General features: G+C 73.0%; 11 protein-coding genes. 4 read left to right on the top strand and 7 right to left on the bottom strand.

Annotated elements, in window-relative coordinates:
• The first annotated feature begins 48 nt into the window (after positions 1-48).
• Positions 49-3144 carry a discoidin domain-containing protein gene (locus tag AC0NH5_RS13315; RefSeq protein ID WP_474403273.1) on the top strand — a complete coding sequence of 1032 codons (3096 nt, stop codon included), beginning with the start codon at positions 49-51 and terminating at the stop codon, positions 3142-3144.
• Here AC0NH5_RS13315 and AC0NH5_RS13310 read toward each other — a convergent pair.
• A complete protein-coding gene (locus tag AC0NH5_RS13310; RefSeq protein WP_474403271.1) occupies positions 3073-4104 on the bottom strand; it encodes an ArsR/SmtB family transcription factor in 1032 nt (343 codons plus the stop codon). The two genes, AC0NH5_RS13315 and AC0NH5_RS13310, sit on opposite strands and share 72 nt — an antisense overlap.
• 65 nt (positions 4105-4169) lie before the next feature.
• On the opposite strand from AC0NH5_RS13310, the gene AC0NH5_RS13305 reads away from it, so the two are divergent.
• Positions 4170-5384 carry an MFS transporter gene (locus AC0NH5_RS13305; RefSeq protein ID WP_474403269.1) on the top strand — a complete coding sequence of 405 codons (1215 nt, stop codon included), beginning with the start codon at positions 4170-4172 and terminating at the stop codon, positions 5382-5384.
• A 139-nt stretch (positions 5385-5523) separates the two neighbouring features.
• Entirely contained in the window at positions 5524-6210 is a 687-nt protein-coding gene (locus AC0NH5_RS13300) for a hypothetical protein (RefSeq protein ID WP_474403267.1), read from the top strand.
• An 81-nt stretch (positions 6211-6291) separates the two neighbouring features.
• Here AC0NH5_RS13300 and AC0NH5_RS13295 read toward each other — a convergent pair whose 3' ends face one another.
• From AC0NH5_RS13295 to AC0NH5_RS13285, 3 genes are all read right to left on the bottom strand, one after another.
• Positions 6292-6741 (bottom strand): DUF4383 domain-containing protein, encoded by a 450-nt coding sequence (locus AC0NH5_RS13295; protein WP_474403265.1) that lies wholly within the window; start codon positions 6739-6741, stop codon positions 6292-6294.
• An 83-nt stretch (positions 6742-6824) separates the two neighbouring features.
• The gene (locus AC0NH5_RS13290; protein WP_474403263.1) at positions 6825-8201 is read right to left on the bottom strand and encodes a M20/M25/M40 family metallo-hydrolase; all 1377 of its coding nucleotides are present in this window, start codon (positions 8199-8201) and stop codon (positions 6825-6827) included.
• Between the two features lie 33 nt (positions 8202-8234).
• Positions 8235-11903 carry a SpoIIE family protein phosphatase gene (locus tag AC0NH5_RS13285; protein ID WP_474403261.1) on the bottom strand — a complete coding sequence of 1223 codons (3669 nt, stop codon included), beginning with the start codon at positions 11901-11903 and terminating at the stop codon, positions 8235-8237.
• Positions 11904-11996: 93 nt separating this feature from the next.
• Between AC0NH5_RS13285 and AC0NH5_RS13280 the strand changes: the two genes are divergently transcribed.
• Entirely contained in the window at positions 11997-13799 is a 1803-nt protein-coding gene (locus AC0NH5_RS13280) for a GAF domain-containing SpoIIE family protein phosphatase (RefSeq protein ID WP_474403259.1), read from the top strand.
• Here the strand turns inward: AC0NH5_RS13280 and AC0NH5_RS13275 are convergent.
• The 3 genes from AC0NH5_RS13275 to AC0NH5_RS13265 form a co-directional block, all read right to left on the bottom strand.
• Complete coding sequence (locus tag AC0NH5_RS13275; RefSeq protein ID WP_474403257.1) at positions 13770-15182, bottom strand: MFS transporter; 1413 nt, start codon at positions 15180-15182, stop codon at positions 13770-13772. The two genes, AC0NH5_RS13280 and AC0NH5_RS13275, sit on opposite strands and share 30 nt — an antisense overlap.
• Before the next feature lie 69 nt (positions 15183-15251).
• Positions 15252-15740 carry a MarR family winged helix-turn-helix transcriptional regulator gene (locus AC0NH5_RS13270; RefSeq protein WP_474403255.1) on the bottom strand — a complete coding sequence of 163 codons (489 nt, stop codon included), beginning with the start codon at positions 15738-15740 and terminating at the stop codon, positions 15252-15254.
• A 290-nt stretch (positions 15741-16030) separates the two neighbouring features.
• Complete coding sequence (locus tag AC0NH5_RS13265) at positions 16031-17284, bottom strand: CobW family GTP-binding protein (protein WP_474403252.1); 1254 nt, start codon at positions 17282-17284, stop codon at positions 16031-16033.
• Between the last annotated feature and the right edge of the window lie 13 nt (positions 17285-17297).

Below are 17297 nucleotides of genomic sequence, written 5' to 3'. Positions count from 1 at the left end.
GGCGTGTTTGCATCCCCCTTCGGGACACCCTAGGGGGAGGGGGCACCCATGCGGGCAGCTTCCAGCATCGTCGTCAGCATTCTGGTCGCCGCGATGCTGGTCGTGATGGGGCCGCTGCCCGCTCAGGCCGCGGTGCTTCCCGCCGGGTTCCGGGAACAGACCGTCCTCACCGGCCTCGACCTGCCGATGAACATCGAGTTCGCCTCCGACGGCCGGATCTTCGTGGCCGAGAAGGCGGGGCGGATCAAGGTGTTCGACTCGATTGCCGACACCACCCCGACGATTTTCGCCGATCTGCGCACCAATGTGCACAACCAGAACGACCGGGGCCTGCTCGGGCTGGCGCTGCACCCCGATTTCCCCACCCAGCCGTTCGTGTACGTGACCTACACCTACGATGCCCCGCCCGGGCAGATCGCGCCCGTCTGGAACGACAACTGCACCGCGGTCGGCGGCGCCAACGGCGGCCGGTGTGTGGTGACGGCCAGGCTGTCCCGGTTGGACGCGAGCGGCACCGAGACGGTGCTGCTGCACGATTGGTGCCAGCAGTACCCGTCGCACTCGATCGGCGATCTGCGTTTCGGCGCCGACGGCATGCTTTATCTGAGCGGCGGTGACGGGGCCAGCTACAACGCGGTCGACTACGGGCAGCTGGGCGCCCCGGTCAACCCGTGCGGCGACCCGCCGGGCGGCACCATGACCCCGCCCGGCGCGCAGGGCGGGGCGCTGCGGTCGCAGGACGTGCGCAGCGCAGCGGACCCCACCGGGCTGGACGGGACGATCCTGCGGCTGGACCCGGCGACCGGGGCGGCGGCGCCCGGCAACCCGGCGATCGGGTCGAGTGACCTGAACACGCGACGGGTCATCGCCTACGGGATGCGGAACCCGTACCGGTTCGCCCTGCGCCCCGGCACGAGTGAGCTGTGGGTCGGCGACGTCGGCTGGAACACCTGGGAGGAGATCAACCGGCTGACCGGCACCGCCACGGCCGTACGAAATCTGGGTTGGCCCTGTTTCGAAGGGACGGACCGGCAGAGCGGTTACGACGGCGCCAACCTGGAGCTGTGCGAGAGTTTGTACACGGCCGGTGGGCAGACCGGGCCGCACTACGCGTACAAGCATTCCGAGCCGGTGGTGGCGGGGGAGCGCTGCCCGACCGGCGGGTCGAGCATCTCCGGGATGACGTTCGCGCCGTTGGAGTCGGAATACCCGGAGAGCTACCGGGGGGCGCTGTTCTTCGCGGACTACACCCGTGACTGCATCTGGGCCATGCGGCCGCCCACCCCGGGTGGGGTGCCGGCCGCCACCGACCGGATCACCTTCGTCGCCGGCGCGGCCAACCCGGTGGACCTGGAGATCGGGCCGGGCGGTGATCTGTACTACGCGGACGCGGGCGGCACCGTGCGGCGGATCCGTTACTTCGCCGGGAACCAGCCGCCGACCGCGGCGCTCACCGCCTCGCCGACCACCGGGGCGTCACCGCTGACGGTGAACTTCGACGCCCGGCAGTCCAGCGATCCGGATCCGGCCGACGCGGGGCTGCTGCGGTTCGAGTGGGACTTCACCAACGACGGGACGGTCGACGCGCGGACGCCGACCGCCAGCTTCACGTACCCGCCCGGTGGCCCGTACACGGCCCGGCTGCGTGTGCTGGACAGCCTCGACGCGGCCGACACCCAGACCGTGGAGATCCAGTCCGGGAACTCGCCGCCGGTGGCGGTGATCGACGGGCCGGCCGAGGGCACCACCTTCGCGGTCGGGCAGAGCATCACGTTCAGCGGTGGCGCGACCGATCCGGATCAGGGCGCGTTGCCGGCGACGGCGCTGCGCTGGCGGCTGCTGCAGTACCACTGCTACGCCCCGGACAACTGCCACACCCACACGGCGCAGGAGTGGAACGGTACGACCGGCGCCACCTTCCCGGCGCCGGACCACGAATTCCCGTCACACCTGGAGCTGGTGCTGACGGCGACCGACGCGGGCGGGCTGTCGTCGACCACGACCCGGCGGCTCGACCCGCGGACCGTGCAACTGACCTTCGCCGGCAACCCGTCCGGCACCCAGCTCACCGTCGGCGGGACCGCGCAGGTCACACCGTTCACCCGGACGGTCATCCAGGGCTCGGCGAACTCGGTCAGCGGGGTGACACCGCAGATCGCGGGCGGCGTTGCGTACGTCTACGCCGGCTGGTCCGACGCGGGCGCCCAGACGCACACCGTGACCGCGCCCACCACGAACACCACATACACGGCGACGTTCGTACGGCAGCGGCTCGCGCAGACCGCGATGACCGTTCGCTCGGTGGATTCGCAGGAGACCGCCGGCCAGGACGGGCGCGGCGTGAACGTCCTCGACGGCAACCTCGCCACCATGTGGCACACGGTGTGGAGCGGCGCCGCCGACCCGCCGCACCCGCACGAGATCCAGCTGGATCTGCGCGGCCAGTACGACGTGACCGGCCTGCACTACTGGCCCCGCCAGGGCACGGCGTCGAACGGCCGGATCGCCCGTTACGAGGTCTACGTCTCCGCCGACGGCACCAACTGGGGCACCGCCGTCGCCACCGGCGCCTGGATCGACAGCACTGCCGAGCAGTCCGCGACGTTCGCCGCGAAGACCGGACGTTACGTCCGGCTGCGCGCGCTCTCCGAGGTGAAGGCGCAGCCGTGGACGTCGGTCGCCGAGCTGAACGTGTCGGTCGCGCCCCGGTTGCCCCGCACCGCGCTGACCGTGCGATCGGTCGACTCGGAGGAGACCGCGAGCCAGAACGGGCGCGGCACGAACGCCGTCGACGGCAATGTCGCCACGCTGTGGCACACCGTGTGGTCGGCGGCCACCGACCCGCCGCACCCGCACGACATCCAGCTGGACCTGGGCCGGGCGATGACCGTGAGCTGCGTCTATCAGCAGCCGCGTACGGACGTCTACGTCAACGGCCGGATCGCCCGGTTCGAGGTGCACACCTCCACCGACGGCACCGGCTGGGGCACCCCGGCAGCGGCCGGCACCTGGCCCAACACCGCCGCCGAGCAGAACGCCTGCTTCAGCGCCCGCACCGCCAGATATGTGCGGCTAAGGGCGCTCTCCGAGGTGGGCGGGCACCCGTGGACCAGCCTCTCGGAGATCCGCGTCGCCGCCCGTTAACGCGTCGCCGAGCGGTGTGCGCCGATAGAGCACCGAACGCCCGGACCGGGCCCGGCTGACCAGCCCGGCGCGGTGCAGCATCGCCAGATGGTCACCGACCGCGCCGACCGCCATCCCGAACGCGCGGGCCAGCTGGCTGGTGCTGGCCGGGTCGGCGAGGGCGCCGAGCAGCACGGCCCGGGACCGCCCGAGCAGCCCGGCCAGGTGTTCCGGCGCCGCCGGCGGCCCGTGCTCCAGGAGGGTCGCCACCCCACGAGCCGGATAGACGATCGCTTTCGGCCACGGCTGGTCGGCGTACACCGCGTACTCCGGCCACACGAACACCGAGGGCACCAGCAGCAGGCCCGCGCCACCGAGCGCGACGGCGTCACCCGGCCGGCCCACCAGGTCGATCCCGCCGTCGCGCCAGCGCACTTTGCGGTGCAGCCCGGCCAGCGCCGTCGCCCACCCGGAGCGTCCCAGCTCGGCCGACCGGTGCACCACGTCCCGCTCACACAGCAGCCGCAGCCGCGGCCAGTCGTCGGCGAGCAGCACCGCCCAGGCCGCGGCGAGAAGATCCGCCAGATGATCCAGAACGTCCGGCGCGGTCAGCACCTCGCGCGCCGCAGCCGTCACGTCCGCCCGCCGCCGCAGATAGAAGTCGATCTCCGCACGCGCCAGCGCCGGCGGCGTCGCCCGCACCGCCGCGAGATCGTCCTCGATCGTCTGCCCGAGGCCTCGCGGCGGCGGCGACAGGAACGTCGCCCCCGAGCGCGGCAGGTGCAGGGTCAGCATCGCGGCCAGCGCGGGGGCAGCGCGCAGCGGGGCGAGACGCGGTCGCAGCCGGGCCGACCACCTTTCGGGTACGCCCTGGCGGTGCGGCCCGGCCAGGCCTCGGATCAGGTGGTGCAGCTCGAAGACCGGCGACAGCGCGAACCGGGTCCGCAGCAGATCGTCCGCGCCCGCCTCGAACCGCAGCATGCCCCGACCTTACGCCGCTGAACGAAACATTCGAGCCCGACCGGAGTCGTCGGCAGGCTGGCACCATGACCCTCACCGACCGCCCGGCCTCCTACCGCGAGGTGTTCGCCGAGCCGACGTTCCGCACGCTGTTCGTCGCGCGGACCCTCGCGATCGGCGCCAACTCATTGCAGATCTTCGCGCTGTCGGTGCTGGTCTACGCCGGCACCGGCTCGCCGCTGCTGAGCGCGCTCGCCTTCGCGGCCGGTTTCCTGCCCCAGTTCGCCGGCGGGCTGCTGCTGGGGTCGCTCACCGACCGGCTGCGTCCCCGGCCGCTGATCACTGTCGGTTACGCGGTCGAGGCGCTCCTGGCAGCCGCGCTCGGCCTGCTCGTCCTGCCTGTCGCGGTGAGCCTGCTGCTGGTCGCGGTGATCGCCTGCTTCACCCCGGTCTTCGCCGGCTCGGCGGCCCGGGTCATCGCCGAACGGCTCACCGGCGACGCGTACGTCCTGGGCCGTTCCGTCTCCAGCATGTCGTCCTCCGCCGCCCAGCTGCTCGGCCTGGCCGGTGGCGGCGTCGCGGTGGCGGCGTTCGGCCCCCGCCAGGCCCTCCTCTTCGCCGCCGCCTGCCACCTGATCGCCGCCGCGGTGGTCCATCTCGGTCTCCCCGCCGGCAAGGCGACAGCCCCGCAGGAGCACGACGCGCCCACCGCGAAGAGCACCTTCCGCGACAGCTGGGCGGGCGCCACCACGATGCTCGCCGACCCCACCGTCCGCCGCCTGCTGCTGGCCCAGTGGCTGCCCTCAGCCTTCGTGGCCGGCGCCGAAGCCCTCTTCGTCGCCTACGGCGCGCACCGCGGCTTCCCCGCCGCGGCCGGCGCCGCCCTGATGGCCGCCCCCGCCGTGGGCATGTTCCTCGGCAACCTCGCCGTCGGCCGCTTCCTGCGCCCCTCCCTGCGCGAGCGCTACGCCGGCGCCTTCACCGTCCTGCTCGGCGCGCCGCTCGTCCTGTTCCTGGCCGCACCCCCGCTGGCGGTCCTCATCGCGCTGCTGGTCCTGGCCGGCACCGGCTTCGCGTACGGCCTCGGCCTGCAACGCGAGTTCCTCGAAGCCGCACCCGACGGCCGCACCGGCCAGCTCTTCGCCCTGCTCTCCACCGGCCTGATGGCGTTGCAGGGCCTCGGCCCGCTGGTGCTCGGCGCTCTCGCCGAACTGACCTCACCCACCGCCGCGATCACCACGGCCGGCTTGGCGACGGTCCTGGTGGCGCCGCTGGTGCGGCGTCCCGCCTGGTTGCGCTGACCCCTTCGTCGGTACGCCCGGTCGCGAGCCCGGCCGCTGCGGAGCGAATGATGCCATCCGGTGCCGCTGGGCCGGGCCTTCCCGCTCGGCGCACGGCCCCGGGCGGGGTGTCACGCGCACCGCCCGGCATGATCCCAGCATGGATCTTCCGCTGCACGACCCGCTGTTCTGGGCCCGCTACACCTTCGCCCACGACGGTGAGGCCGGTTCGGAACGGCTCGGTGACCTGGCCGACCGGCTCGACGACGAGGTCGGCGACCTCGACGAGGACGAGGACTTCACCGGCGTCGAGGTGGAGTTCAGCGTCGGCGGGGGCTGCCGTCTGGTGCTCGACGTCTGTCTCGGGGCCGACCACCACACGCTCGGTGTCCTCGTGCCCGGACTGACCGAACCCGCGGAACTGGGCTGGGACGACACCGCCCAGTGGCATCCGCACGCGCTGCGCTGGCCGGAACTGGAGACGCTCTGCCGGGCTGCCGACGGCGATCGTCACCCCGGCGCCGCGCTCGCACTGCTGTGCCGGTTCGCCGCGGTGTTCGACGACGACGACGTGGAGGCGGCCACCGCGGCGGTCGCCGCCGCTTACGCGTCCCTGCGGCCCGCGGGCTGGACCGGTTACTGGCCGACGGCCGAAGACTGGTTGATCCGGGCCGACCTGCGCGGGCAGAACGTCGCCTGGTTCACGAACGACGCCGGCCACCGGTGGGCAGAGCAGACCGGCCGCAACCGCGCTGATTTCTACAGCACCCGGCAGAGCAGCGACAACTTCCCGCACGAGGAGTTGCTGACCGCCCTGGACGCCGCGGGCGCGACGATCGGCGGCTGAGTCCGGGCGGAGTTCGGCGTGCGTTCAGGATCGTGAGGGGCGTGGCCGGGCGGCGGCAACCGCCCGGCCGGATCGGGACGGTCAGCGGGTGGCGCGGCGGGTGGTGAGCAGGCCCAGCGCGATCATGCCGAGGCCGAGGAACAGGTGCAGCCAGTCGTCGGCGGGGTTGAGCGGAACGAAGTTGGCGGCGGACTCCTGCCCGATGACCAGGCCGTAGAGCCAGAGGACCAGGTAGATCGCGCCGCCGCCGATCAGGTAGAGGCGGGCGCCGTCGGCGGTGCGGGCCAGGGCCAGGCCGGCCGCGCCGAACAGCAGGTGGACGATGTTGTGCAGGATGGACACCTGGAAGACGCCGAGCAGGAGGGCGTCGGAGTGGTGTCCGGCGAAGGTCATGTCGCCGTAATTCGTGGTGATGCCGGGGATGAACCCGAGCACGCCGACGAGCAGGAAGACAGCAGCGACCACGAGGGCCGAGGTGCGTACCGCGGAACGGGCCGGCACGACGCCGCCGGCCGTCGATCGGGAAGCCATGGTTGGTCCTTTCTGGCGAAGGTGCGGGCGGCATTCCCCGGTTGCGGCGTGGAAAACTGTCGATCTGTACGCGCTGCGCGGCGCTATCCGGCCAGGCGCGGCCAGAAGGCGGCCATCGTCGCGGCGCCGGCCAGCAGCACCTTGATCGAGGTGCGCTCGTCGCTGTCGTGCCAGCGGTCCTCGGGCAGGCCGGTGCCGAAGTAGACCACCGGAACGTCGAGCACCCGGGAGATGAGTTCGGCGGGGCCGCCGCCGGCGTTGCCCATCCGGCCGGCCGGTTTGCCGAAGCCCTCCTCCATGGCGGCTGCCAGCACGGCGACGGCAGGCAGATCCGGGGGAGTGGCGTACGCCTTCTGGGCCGCCTCCACGCTGACGGTGAGGTTGTACTCGAATCTGTCGCTGATCGTCTCGGCGACCCACCGGTGCATCTGCTCGGAGATCGACTCCGGGGTCTGGTCGGGGACGAACCGGATGGTCATGCTGGCCTCGGCGGCAGCCGGCACCGCGCCGCGGGACGGGCCGATCGCGTCGCCGCCGAGCATGCTGATCACCTCGATCTGCGGGCGCAGCCAGAGCCGCTCCAGGACGGTCCAGCCGGCCTCCCCGCCGATGCTGCGGGTCTGGGAGCGCTCGATCCAGTCTTCGTCGCTGTACGGCAGGTCGGCCAGTTCGGCGCGCCGCTTCTCGGTCGGTTCGGCCACCTCGTCGTAGAAGCCGGGGATGGCGATGCGGCCCTTGTCGTCGTGCATCAGTCCGAGCAGCCGGGACAGCTCGAACACCGGGTTGGGAGCCGGGCCGGACACCGCGCCGCTGTGCACGTCGCGCAGCGGGCCGCGTACCTCGATCGAGGCGTTCATGGTGCCGCGCATGCTGGTGCTGACGGCGGGGTGCTCGGCATGCCAGAGCAGGGTGTCGGAGAAGACGACCAGGTCGGCCTTCAACCGCTCCCGGTTCTCCTCGAGCATTCCCTCGAACTGAGCCGACCCGGTCTCCTCCTCGCCCTCGACCAGCATCCTGATGTTGACTGCGGGTGCCGTCCGGCCGGTCGCGGCCAGGTGGGCGCGGATGCCCCAGACGTGGGCGATCACCTGCCCCTTCGCGTCGGAGGCGCCCCGGCCGTAGACGTAGCCGTCGCGGACCACGGACTGGAACGGGGTGGTCTCCTCCCATTCCTCCGCCTTGGCCGCGCGCACATCGTGGTGGCTGTAGACCAGCACCGTCGGGGCGCCCGGCGCCGCACACCACTGGGCGTAGACCGCCGGCGCCCCCTCGGCCTTCCACACCTCCACGGTCGGGAAGCCGGTGTCGCGCAGCACCCCGGCCAGCCAGTTCGCGGAGCGCAGCAGGTCGGCCTGGTGCTCCGGGACGCCGGCGACCGAGGGGATGTTCACCCAGCCGGCGAGCTGGTCGATCAGCTCGTCACGGTGGTCGGACAGGAATTCGTGGGCGGTTGTGCTCATGGCGCGCCGACTACCCCGTCGCGGCGCCCTCAATCAGGTCGCTGCCGGGGCTGACCAGCGACGTTCGATCGTGACCAGGGTGCCGGTGCCGGTCGAGGTGACCCGGACGTCGCCGTAGGCGTTCATCAGGATCGCGCCGCGGCCCCGGTCGCGGGCCGGTGGCCGGGCCCGCCAGCCGCCGAAGTCCTGCACCTCGACGCGGACCTGCCCGCCGGAGACGCGCAGCCGGACCTGCACCTCCGGGCGGCTGGGCCGCTGGGCGTGCTCGACCGCGTTGTTCACCGCTTCGGTGGCGGCGACCTGGAGGTCGTACAGCAGATCGGGGTCGCCGCCGTCCAGAGCCGCCTTGAGATCGCGCCGCACGGAGCTCGAGGCCCCCGGGCCGAGCGGATAGGTCCAGGTCACGTCGACGTCGGGGATGTCCGCGGCGGCCGGCTCGGCGATCGCCGTCCCGCGGCGCAGCGCGACCACCGCGATGTCGTCGTGCTGCGGCTGCGTCACGTCGGCCAGCACCGCGTCGAGGAGCGCGGTGACCGTGGCGCCCGCGGCGAACTCCTGGTGGCAGCGCTGCCGGAGCCGTTCGAGGCCGATGTCGATCGCCTCGGGTAAGTCTTCGACCAGGCCGTCGGTGTAGAGCAGCAGCTGCTCGCCGGGCTCCAGGGTGTCCCGGTTCTGCCGGTACGCCGAGCCGGTCAGCCCGAGCGGCGGCCCGATCCAGCCGTCGAGCAGCCACGAGCGGGCGGCCGTCGACCGCACCGGGGTGGGGTGGCCGGCGCTGCACCACTCGAACGTGCCGGTCGCCAGGTCGAGGTCGACCACGAGCAGGGTCGCGAAGAACGGCGTGCGCAGCCGGCCGACGAGCGCGGCGACGCGGCTGACGACGTCCGCCGGCGACGGGTCCTCGACGGCGTACGCCCGGACGGCGTTGCGCACCTGTCCCGCGGTCACCGCCGCGCCCAGCCCGTGCCCGGCCACGTCCCCGATGCTGATCACCAGCCGGTCGCCAGGCGCCTCCACCACGTCGTACCAGTCGCCGCCGACCCGCCCGGACGCCGGCTGGTACGCGGTGTGCAGACTCCAGCCGTCCGGTGCCGGAAGGCCGGCCGGCAGCACGCCCTGCTGGAGGGTGAGCGTCATCTGCCGTTCGTGCTCGAGCTGCCAGGTGCTCTCGGCCAGCGACGCGAGCATGTCGGCCATCGGCTGCAGGATGGACCGCGCCTGCGCGGTGGGCGGGTGCGCCGGGTCGGTGCGCACGGTCACGCTGCCGATGCGCGTACCGTCGCGGCTGGTGATCTCGGCCTGGACCGCGTCGCCCGGCCGGCCGCCGTCCTTGCCGTTGCCGTCCCTGCCGCCGGGTGACCGGAACCGCAGCGGCGGGCGCCGTCCGCCGCCGTCCAGCACCGTGACCGCCGACACGCCTTCGAGCATCGCCCGGGCCTGGTCGGTGGCAACCTGGAACGCCTCCTCCAGCAGACGGCCGGAGGCGATCACCGCGGCGGTGTCGCTGAGCGCGGTCAGCTGCCGGGTGTGCCCGGCGCGCAGGCTCGCCAGTTCGAGGGTGTTGCGGATCCGGGCGATCAGCTCGTTCGCGGTGAACGGCTTGACCACGTAGTCGTCGGCGCCCGCGGTCAGCCCTTCCACGCCGGACTCCTGCCCGGCCCGGGCGGAGAGCATCACCACCGGCAGGCCGCGGGTGTCCTCGTCGGCGCGCAGCGTGCGGACCAGGGCGAACCCGTCCAGCCGCGGCATCATCACGTCGGTGACCAGCAGATCCGGCGGGTTGCGGCGGATCGACTGGAGCGCGGCCTCGCCGTCGGGCACCGTCTCCACCCGCCAGCCCTCGGCGGTGAGCAGCCGGGCCACGTACGCGCGCATGTCGCTGTTGTCGTCGGCGACCAGGATGCGCCGCCCGGAGCCGGTGGCCGGCGCGGGATCGGGCGTGCTGTCGCCGGCCCATCGGCCGGCCTCGCCGGCCACGGCCCGGGCCGCTTCGAACATGCCTTCCGCGGGTTCGGCGGCGGCGCCGGCCTCGACGGCGGCCCACGGCAGCGTCACCGTGAACGTGGTCCCCTCGCCGGGCGCGCTGGCGACCTCGACGTCGCCGCCCTGCAACCGGACCAGCTCGCGGACCAGGGCCAGTCCGATGCCGGTGCCCTCGTGGCTGCGGGAACGGGCGCCTCGGACGCGGTGGAACCGGTCGAAGAGCCGGGGGATCTCAACCGCGTCGATGCCGATGCCGGTGTCGGCCACCCGCAGCCGGATCGCTGCCGGGTCGTACTCCAGGCTCACCCGGATCCGGCCGACGAAGGTGAACTTCAGGGCGTTGGAGATCAGGTTCGTGACGATCCGCTCCCAGCGGGCGGGGTCGACGGCCACCGGCCGCGGCAGCGGCGGGCAGTCCACCTCCAGACGCAGCCCGGTGCGTTCGATCGCCGCGCGGAACACCCCGGCCAGTTCCCCTGTGTAGTGGGCCAGGTCGATCGCCCGCGGCGCGGGACCCGGCTCGCCCTTGCCGATGCCGGCGAAGGTGAGCAGCTCGTTGACCAGCGTGAGCAGGCGGGTCGCGTTGCGCCACGCCAGGTCGATCCGGGCCCGCTGCGCCTCGCCCAGGGGCTCCTCACGATCGGCCAGCGCGTCCGACAACGGGCCGAGCATCAACGTCAACGGGGTACGGAACTCGTGGCTCACGTTGGTGAAGAACTCGGTCTTCACCCGGTCCAGTTCGGCCAGCGCCGCCGCCCGGTCGCGTTCCTCCTGATAGGCCCGCGCGGTGCTGATCGCCACCGCGACCTGCTGCCCGAGCACCTGCAGGAACGAGCGGTAGGTCTCGTCGAGCGCCCGGTTCGGGCTGATCCCGGTGAGCAGCACCCCGGCCGGCAGCGGCTGGGCGACCGCGGCGCACACCGGGTCGTTCCACGGCCCGCCGGTCAGGCCGAGCAGCGACCGCACGTCGCCGATCTCGACGGTCGCGCCGGTGGCGGCGCCCAGCCGCCACGGGTCGCCCTCCGCGCCGATCGTGACCGTCTCGGGCAGGGTGGACCCGTCGGCGCCGACGTGGGCGCAGCGCCGCAGGACATCGCCCTCACGGAGATAGACAGCGGCGAACGGGACGTCCAGCCGGTGCTCACCGAGAACTTCGCAGATCCGCTCGCAGGTCTGCTCGACGCCGGCCGGTCCGTCGCCGCCGGGCAGCGGCAGATCCCGCAGCAGGCGCAGCCGCCGCTCGCCGACTACCTGGTCGGTGACCTCGCTGCACACGGTCAGGACACCCACGGTGGTGCCGTCATCGTCGCGGGCGGGCGCGTGCGAGACGCTGAAGTACGCCTCCTCCCGATAGCCCGAGCGGTCCAGCAGCAGTTGCAGGGCGGGAACCCAGCTGGCGACACCGGTGGCCATCGCCTCGGCGATGAGCGGGCCGAGCACGTCCCAGCCCTCGGCCAGGGTGACCCGCACGTCGCCGCCGAGCGCGGCCGGGTGCTTGTCGCCGATCAGCGCGGAGTACGCGTCGTTGTAGAGCTGCGTGAAGTTCGGTCCCCACAGCAGCAGCATCGGGTACCGCGAGGACAGCACGATCCGGACCGCGGCCTTCAGGCTCTGCGGCCAGTCCCGGACCGGGCCCACGTCGGTCGCCGCCCAGTCGGTCCGGGACATGAGTCGTCCCATCTCGCCGCCGGACGCGAAGAGATCATCTGCCCGTTTCATCGACACCCCCGGTACCCACCCGAAGAGTGTTCTCACATCGCTGCGATGCTGGGTATGACATCGTGGCCTGTTCGCTTAAAGTGACCCGGGCACATGAGCAGAACACATCGAAAGGCGCAGATGACGCGGGGCGGCACCGGTGAGGGCGACGAGAGGCAGCGCCTCGCCGCGCTGCTGCGTACCGGACTGGACGCGGCTCCCGACCCGATGTTCGACCGGTTCGCCGCGATGGTGCGCACGGTGCTGGGCGTGCCGGTGGCGCTGGTCTCGCTGGTCGATGCCGAGCGGCAGTTCTTCCCGGGCGCCTGCGGGCTGGGCGAGCCCTGGGCCGCGCAACGGCAGACCCCGCTCAGCCACTCGTTCTGCCGGCACGTCGTCGACACGAACGAGCCGCTGATCGTCACCGACGCCCGGGAGGACCCGCGGGTGCACGGCAACCTCGCCATCGCCGAGCTGGGCGTGATCGGGTACGCGGGGATGCCGGTGCACGACGCCGAGGGGCGGGTGCTCGGCTCGCTGTGCGCGATCGACCACGAGCCGCGGCAGTGGTCCGAGCAGGAGCTCTCGCTGCTGACCGACCTGGCGGCCGCCTGCTCGGACAGCCTCCAGCTGCGCATCGCGTCGTACCACGCGGAGGACCGCCGCCGGGCCGAGGCGGACCGCGCCGAGGTGATCGCCGAGCGCAGCCGCCTGCTGTTGCGCGCGAGTGCCGCCCTGGGCGCCGCCACCGCCTCCGAGGACGTGGTGGAGACCGTGCGCAATCTGATCATCGGCAGCCTGGACCCGCCGGCGTACGTCGGGGTGTCCCGGATGGAGGACACCGGCCAGATCCAGCTGGCCTCGGGACGCCTGCTGCCCGAGCACCTGGCCACCCGCTGGGCCACCTACGGCACCGAGGTGCGCACCCCGTCCGGGCTGGCCGCCCGCACCGGCGCCACCGTGGTGCTGCCCGACCTCGCGGCGGTGGCCGAGCACACCCCGGACGCACTGGGCACCTTCCACGAGATGGACTGGCAGGCGGCGGTCAGCGTGCCGCTGCCCGGCCCGCACGGGCCGATCGGCGCGCTCACCTTCTGCTGGAAGGAGCCGTACTCGCCCGGCGAGACCGAGCAGGCCGTGCTCACCGCCTTGTCCGGGTACGTCGCGCAGGCGCTGCTGCGGGCCGGCGCGTACGACGACCGCCGCACCGCCGCCGAGACCATGCAGAAGGCGCTGCTCACCCCGCTGCCCGAGATGAACCACGTGCGGATGGCCGCCCGGTACGCGCCGGCGAACCGCGCCGACCTGGTCGGTGGCGATTGGTACGACGCGATTCGCCTCGACGAGACCCGGATGGCCGTGGTGATCGGCGACGTCGCCGGTCACGGTGTCACCTCGGCGGCGGCGATGGGCCACTACCGCAGCATGCTGCGGGCACTGTTGGTGGACCGTTACGACTATCCGTCCGCCCTGCTGGCCCGCTTCGAACGGGCCGGGCGGGTGCTCGGGATCACCGAGATCGCCACCGTGCTGGTCGCGTACCTCACCGCCGAGCCCGACGGCGGGCACACGCTGACCTGGGCCAACGCCGGCCACATCCCGCCCACGCTGGTGCTGCCGGACGGCTCGATCGAGCAGCTGCCCAACGGTGGCCCACTGCTCGGCGGGCTGCGTGGGGTCACCCGGCGCACCCACACCCGGCGGCTGCCGCCGGGCAGCCGGCTGCTGCTGTTCACCGACGGGCTGATCGAGACGCGCACCGTCCCGATCGACGACGGCATCGACCGCCTGCACCGGATCCTGGCGGCGAACCCCGGGGCCGGGCCGGACGAGCTCGCCGATCTGATGATGGCGATCGTGCCCGGCGTCGAGCGGGAGGACGACGCCTCACTGCTGCTGATGGACACGCTCGGCTGACGTCTGCCGCAGTACGGTCAGGCCGACCGCGAAGCCGGCCAGCAGCAGGCCGGCGGAGACCGTGAAGGCCAGCCGGTAACCGCCGGTCAGCGCGGCCGCCTGCCCCGCCCCCGCGGCGAGGAGGCGGTCGGTGCGGGCGGCGGCGAGCGTCGACAGCACCGCCACACCGATCGCCATGCCGACCTGCTGGGTGGTGTTGAACAGGCCGGAGGCCAGGCCCGCGTCGCTCTCCCGGGCACCGGACATGCCCAGCGTGGCCAGCGCCGGCAGCACCAGCCCGCCGCCGGAGATCAGCACCATCACCGGGAGCAGGTGGGCGACATAGTCGGCGTGCACCGGGATCCGGCTCAGCAGCCCCATGGCGGCGACGAGCAGCGCCAGCCCGGCCAGGAGCACGGTGCGGGCGCCGAGGCGGGCGGTGAGCGGCGCGGAGACGAACAGCGAGACCGCGCCGATGCCGACCGCGGCCGGCAGCATGGCGAGGCCGGTCTCCAGCGCGGTGTAGCCGAGCACCTTCTGCATGTGCAGCGCGACCAGCACCTGGAAGGCGAACATGCCGGACAACGAGAGCATCTGGGTCAGGTTGGCCCCGGCCACGTTGCGCGAGCGCAGGATGCGCAGCGGCATCAGCGGGGTGGCGGCGGTGGCCTGCCGGACCGCGAACGCGGCGAGCAGGGCCAGCGCCACCACGCCGAGCCCGAGGGTGTGTGCCGCGATCCAGCCGTGCTCCTCGACCCTGACGACGGTGTAGATGCCCAGCATCAACCCGGAGGTGACCAGGACCGCGCCGAGGACGTCGGCACCCGCGGACAGCCCGGCGCCCCGGTCGCGGGGAAGCGCGACGAGGGCCAGCGCGATGGTCGCCACCCCGATCGGCACGTTGATGAAGAAGATCCACGGCCAGCTGAGCACATCGGTGAGCACACCGCCGAGCACCTGGCCGATGGAGGCGCCCGCGGCGCCGGTGAAGCTGAAGACCGCGATCGCCCTGGCCCGCTCGGCCGGCTCGGTGAAGATCGTGACCAGGATGCCGAGCACGACGGCGGCGGCCAGCGCGCTGCCGACGCCCTGCAGGAAGCGGGCGGCGATCAGCATGCCGGGGGTGCCGGCGGTGCCGGCCAGCAGGGACGCGGCGGTGAAGACGGCGTTGCCGGCCAGGAACAGGGTGCGGCGCCCGAGCAGGTCACCGAGCCGGCCGGCCAGCAGGAGCAGCCCGCCGAACGGGATCAGATAGGCGTTGACCATCCAGCTCAGGGCGGCGGGCGAGAACCCGACGTCCTGCTGGATGGCCGGCATCGCGACGGTCACGATGCTGCCGTCCAGGATCGTCATCAGGCCGGCTGCCGAGAGCACGGCCAGCGCGGTCCCGCGGGAATGAAGCATGGGTCCTCCTCGTGATGTGACGAGGAGGACGCTAGCAGATAGTTTTGTTAGAGACGATATTCAAGAGACCTATTTTGTACGCTGCCGCGCGCGCCGGGCCGGCCGGCTGCTCTCCACCGGCGTACCGAGATGACCGGTGGCCAGCCGGTTCAGGGCGCGCACCAGCACCTCCCGCTCGTCGCCGGGCAGGCTGCCCAGCGCGTCACGGTGCACGCCGTCGACGATCTCCTGACTGCGCCGGGCCGCCTCGGCGCCGGTGGCGGTCACCGCGATGATCCGCGCTCGGCGGTCGGTGCTGGAGGCGCGGCGCTCCGCGTACCCGGCCTTCTCCAGCGCGTCGACGGTGACCACCATCGTCGTCTTGTCCATGTCACCCAGCTCGGCCAACTGGATCTGGGTGCGTTCCTCCTCCAGGGCGTGCACCAGCACGCAGTGCATGCGCGGCGTCAGCCCGATCCCGGCGAGCGCCGCCGTCATCCGGGTGCGCAGCACATGGCTGGTGTGGTCCAGCAGGAAGGACAGGTCCGTCTCGGTGCGGGCGGGGGCCATCGCGGTCATGTCACCAACAGTAGTTTCGCGCCGGATCATCCGCGACCGACTCTTCCCACAAGGCCCGGCCACGTCGGCCCACTCGCCTCTCTGTGCCGCATGCCCTGCGTCGCCGTGCCGCACCCTGCGCCTCGCTGTGCCGCCCCCGCGCCTCGCCGTGCCACACTCCGCACCTCGCTCGTGCCGCCCCCGCCGCTTGCCGACCGCGGGCGCCCTCTCCCGTCGCGCCATGCGGCGACCACGCTCCGTCCCCGCCGCGCCCTCGCGCCGCGCCCTCGCGCCGCGCTGGCCGGCTCGGTTCAGGTGGTGGGGCCGGTCGCCGGGAAGCAGCCGGCGAACGGGTCCGGCAGCTGCGGCCAGGTGTCGAAACCGTCGGCCAGCTCGTCGTCGGTGAGCAGGCAGGAGCGCAGCAGCCGGACGATCGCGGCGTGGTCCAGGTGCAGGCCGATCAGGGCGAGCACGGTCCGCCGGTCGCCGTAGTAGGGATCCCAATCCAGGTCGGCGGCGAGACGGCGCTCGTCGCTGGTCCCGGTCCAGCGGTCGGGCGGCACCGCGGCCAGCCAGTGGCCGAGGCTGCCGATCCGCACGCCGCCGCCCGCGCACTCGAAGGCCAGGGCGGTGTCCGGCTGGCTGGCGAGCCACAGCTGTCCCCGGCCGCGCAGGATGTCCTCGGTGAACGTGTCCAGGGCCTCGTGCAGTCGCTGCGGGTGGAACGGGCGGCGTGACCGGAACAGGATCGATGAGACGCCGTGGCCACCGTCGGGGTCGTGCAGCGCGATCGGCCGGCCCTGCAGCGCGAGCCCGAGCATGCCGGGGCGGTCCGGGTCGTGCCGGCCGGTACGCCGGACCGACGCGGCGATCCCGGTGCAGTCGAGGGTGGCCGACGTGCCTACCGGCACCTGAACCGCCCAGGGCGCGAGGCGGTGCACCAGCGTGCCGAGCCGGTGCAGCTCGAGCCGGTCGGTGTCCGGGCGGCTCCAGACGATCACGGTGTCGCAGAACTCCACCTGGTGGGCCACTACCTCGGCGACCGCGCGGTGATCGTCGTCAGCCGCGTGCAGCCCCCGGTCGCGCAGGTCCTCGGCGCTGGCCAGGTCGTCCAGGAAACGGTCCGCGTCGACCACTGTCACGTACGAGTCGAAACGCACCGCCGCGGTCACCGGGCTGCCGTCCACCAGGCTGTGCGAGCAGGCCGAGGCCACCGCCTCGGGCTCCACCGCCGGCGGCAGGACCAGCAGCAGGTCGTGGCCGGGCCGGTCGCGGGCCAGCCGGACCAGGGTGGGCAACACGTCCTCGCGCAGCGTGCAGGAGACGCAGCCGTGCACCAGTTCCACGGTGGCCTGCTCGACGACCGCGGCTGCCGACTCCACCCGGCGGCGGACCACGCCGTCGCGCAGGCCGGTGAGGTCGTGGACGACCGCGAGAAGCGTTTCGTCCGCGATGAGCAGCGCCCGGGCGGCGGCCTGGACCGCGCCGGGGGAGAAGCCGGACAGGACGGTGACGGCGGAACGGCGGTCCACGGGTGCGATCGGAGTGATCGAGTCTGTGCTCACCCCTCCATGTTGT

It is taken from the genome of Actinoplanes sp. 13, from assembly GCF_056134165.1.
Note: the sequence above shows the minus strand (reverse complement) of the source record. Positions and strands in the feature narration are given on the sequence as shown.

Bases quoted from the DNA above. Each gene is read 5' to 3' on its own strand.
- AC0NH5_RS13315 (WP_474403273.1), top strand. From the start codon at position 49: ATGCGGGCAGCTTCCAGCATCGTCGTCAGCATTCTGGTCGCCGCGATG.
- AC0NH5_RS13310 (WP_474403271.1), bottom strand. From the start codon at position 4,104: ATGCTGCGGTTCGAGGCGGGCGCGGACGATCTGCTGCGGACCCGGTTC.
- AC0NH5_RS13305 (WP_474403269.1), top strand. From the start codon at position 4,170: ATGACCCTCACCGACCGCCCGGCCTCCTACCGCGAGGTGTTCGCCGAG.
- AC0NH5_RS13300 (WP_474403267.1), top strand. From the start codon at position 5,524: ATGGATCTTCCGCTGCACGACCCGCTGTTCTGGGCCCGCTACACCTTC.
- AC0NH5_RS13295 (WP_474403265.1), bottom strand. From the start codon at position 6,741: ATGGCTTCCCGATCGACGGCCGGCGGCGTCGTGCCGGCCCGTTCCGCG.
- AC0NH5_RS13290 (WP_474403263.1), bottom strand. From the start codon at position 8,201: ATGAGCACAACCGCCCACGAATTCCTGTCCGACCACCGTGACGAGCTG.
- AC0NH5_RS13285 (WP_474403261.1), bottom strand. From the start codon at position 11,903: ATGAAACGGGCAGATGATCTCTTCGCGTCCGGCGGCGAGATGGGACGA.
- AC0NH5_RS13280 (WP_474403259.1), top strand. From the start codon at position 11,997: ATGAGCAGAACACATCGAAAGGCGCAGATGACGCGGGGCGGCACCGGT.
- AC0NH5_RS13275 (WP_474403257.1), bottom strand. From the start codon at position 15,182: ATGCTTCATTCCCGCGGGACCGCGCTGGCCGTGCTCTCGGCAGCCGGC.
- AC0NH5_RS13270 (WP_474403255.1), bottom strand. From the start codon at position 15,740: ATGACCGCGATGGCCCCCGCCCGCACCGAGACGGACCTGTCCTTCCTG.